General features: G+C 63.3%; 3 protein-coding genes. All 3 read right to left on the bottom strand.

Features of this window, described 5'->3' with window-relative positions; translation table 11 throughout:
• Nucleotides 1–30 precede the first annotated feature (30 nt).
• Nucleotides 31–1,641: an IS66 family transposase gene (gene tnpC, locus MSKU9_RS17615; RefSeq protein ID WP_141262641.1), complete on the bottom strand. Its 1,611-nt coding sequence runs from the start codon at nt 1,639–1,641 to the stop codon at nt 31–33.
• Nucleotides 1,642–1,706: 65 nt separating this feature from the next.
• Complete coding sequence (gene tnpB / locus MSKU9_RS17610) at nt 1,707–2,054, bottom strand: IS66 family insertion sequence element accessory protein TnpB (protein ID WP_007396145.1); 348 nt, start codon at nt 2,052–2,054, stop codon at nt 1,707–1,709.
• Nucleotides 2,051–2,452 (bottom strand): IS66-like element accessory protein TnpA, encoded by a 402-nt coding sequence (gene tnpA, locus MSKU9_RS17605; protein ID WP_039732708.1) that lies wholly within the window; start codon nt 2,450–2,452, stop codon nt 2,051–2,053. Before tnpA ends, tnpB begins: the two co-directional genes overlap by 4 nt.
• Between the last annotated feature and the right edge of the window lie 140 nt (nt 2,453–2,592).

Genomic DNA, 2,592 nt, shown 5'->3' with positions numbered 1-2,592 from the left:
GTAACCATCCGGCGAGAGACGCGGGCGTGATCAGGCAGCGACGTTATTCTCGCCTTGAGCAATGGGTTTCCAATGCCAGGGCAGGAGTTCATGGAGGCGTGGGTTGGGAGTGTCGTTGATGCGGGCGAGCACATCGGCGAGCCATGCCTGAGGATCGACCTCGTTCAGGCGGCAGGTGACGACGAGGGAATACATGGCGGCGGCTCTTTCACCGCCACGATCGGAGCCGGCGAACAGCCAGGCTTTTCTCCCCAGTGCGATACCCCGGATTGCGCGTTCCGCCGCGTTATTCGTCAGACAGATCCGACCGTCTTCCAGAAATACCGTGAATGTATCGACCCGTCTGAGAATATAGTTCATTGCCTGGGCGATGGGGTTTTTGGACGACATGCGCCGGCAGGTATCGCGCATCCAGTCGAGCAACTCCTCGACCAGCGGGGCGATGCTCTCCTTGCGGATCTCCAGCCGATGTGCGGCGGATCTGCCGTTGATCGCGCGTTCGGCGTCGAATATGGCGTCGATCCGGCGCACGGCCTCTATGGCGAATGGCGCCTTGTCCTTTTCAGCAATCTTGAACAGTCCCCGGCGTCCATGCGCCCAGCAGCCGGCCGGAACAACAGGCGCGGGCTGACGTCCCGGCTTTGCCAGGTGGGTGTATCCGCCATAGGCGTCTGATTGCAGGATTCCGATCCAGCCGGTGAGATGGTCGGCCGGATGTTCACCTTTGCGGTCTCGGGAGTAGCGGAACCACACGGCTGGGGGCGCGAGGCCGCCAAATGGGGCATCGTCGCGCACGTAATTCCACAACCGTCCGGTCACGGTGCGCCCCCTGGCCAGCACGGGCACTGTGGTATCGTCCGCATGCAGACGCCGGGCTGCCAGCACATGTGCCCGGATCAGCGCGGTAAGGGGCACCAGCGTCGCCGTGCAGGCCCCCACCCAGTCGGCCAGCGTCGAGGTATCGAGATCGATCCCCTCACGGGCAAATGCGGCGCTCTGCCGGTTCAGCGGCAGATGCTGCAGGAACTTGTCGCACAGGATGCCCGCAAGCAGCTTTGGTCCGGCCCGTCCGCGCGCGATCGGGTGGAAAGGTGCCGGGGGCTGGATGATGTTCTCGCAGTCGCGGCAGGTGAATTTCTCGCGTACCGTCTGAATCACCTTGAACTGGCGCGGGATCACCTCCAGCGTCTCGGTGACGCTCTCCCCCAGTTTGCTCAGGCGCTCGCCGCCACAGCACGGGCAATGTGTCGGCACGGGGATGACGACCCGTTCGCGCGGGAGATCGGCGCGCAACGGCTGGCGACCGTGATTGCGCCGGGGCGCTGTCGCCAGCACGGCAGGATCCGGAGCGTTTTCCGGCGCATCCTCGGCGTACGCCGTCTCCAGATCTTCCAGTTCGAGTTCGAACTGGGCCAGCAGACGGCGCCCCCGCTCCGATGAGGCCCCGAAACGGTCCTGGCGCATCCGCGCAATGAGGTGCTTGAGATGGGCGATCTGCGCCTCGGCGCTGATCGCTCGGGTTTCAGCGGCAGTGGCCCGGGTTTCGGCAGAAGACGCCCGGAATTCGGCGACCTGAACGCGCGCCTCGACCGCGGCAAGTGCCGCGCGCAGGGCCATCATCTCGTCCGTGTCTCCCGTCATGAAGACAGTTGACCACATGGGCGCTCAAAAGAGTACCAGTATATGCTGATCTGGCGCAGTTTTTATTATCCCGCCAGTTCGGGTCTCCAGGTTTTCTGCGGGTTTCTCCAGTCGATCCCTTCCAGCAGGCAACTTAATTGTGACGGGGAAAGATGGATCACCCCGTCCCTGGCCGAGGGCCAGAGGAAATGCCCACGCTCGATCCGCTTCGCATATAATGACAGGCCTACGCCATCGTGCCAGATCAGTTTCACCAGGTCGCCGCGCTTTCCCCTGAAGGCATAAACGTCGCCGGCGAAAGGATCACGACCCAGCGTTTCCTGGACTTTCAGAGCCAGCCCGGGCATCCCGAGGCGCATATCGGTCACGCCAGCCGCCAGCCATATCCTCAGCGTGGAGGGAAGCGGAATCATGACCGCAGCGCGCCCACAATCTCACGCAGACGATCAGCGGACAGCCCCGTGTCGAATTCGAGCCGCACACCGTCCGGAAAGACCACGCTGACCGCTCGGCCAGGCGGCGTTCCCTGTTCGCTTCGACGCTCCAATGCCTGCGGCTGAGGTGCCGGAGCCACCATGACAGGCACGAACGATGTTCCGCCCTGCGCTTTGGCCCGGGCCTCTCGCCGCCAGCGAAACACCAGGCTTGGATGAACACCATACTGTGCAGCCACCTCCCTTACGGGGCGCCGGCTCTCGTAGGACGCGATGACCACGCGCGCGCGAAATTCAGGGGCGTGCCAGCGGCGGCGATCTGAAACGATCTCGATCCGCGAGGCTTCCGCCAGCCTGTCTCGCTCTCCTGCCTCCATACCGCTCCCTTGGAGCCTCTCTGCGGTACTACCTGCGACACTCGCAGGTAGTACCGCGTCTCTATCTCTTGAATCGCTCATGATTCATAGCTGAACCAGAATAGAAATATTCAGCAAGGCGGCAGTCGCCGGGTGCTTAC

It is taken from the genome of Komagataeibacter diospyri (genome assembly GCF_006538165.1).
Lineage (GTDB): Bacteria > Pseudomonadota > Alphaproteobacteria > Acetobacterales > Acetobacteraceae > Komagataeibacter > Komagataeibacter diospyri.
Note: the sequence above shows the minus strand (reverse complement) of the source record. Positions and strands in the feature narration are given on the sequence as shown.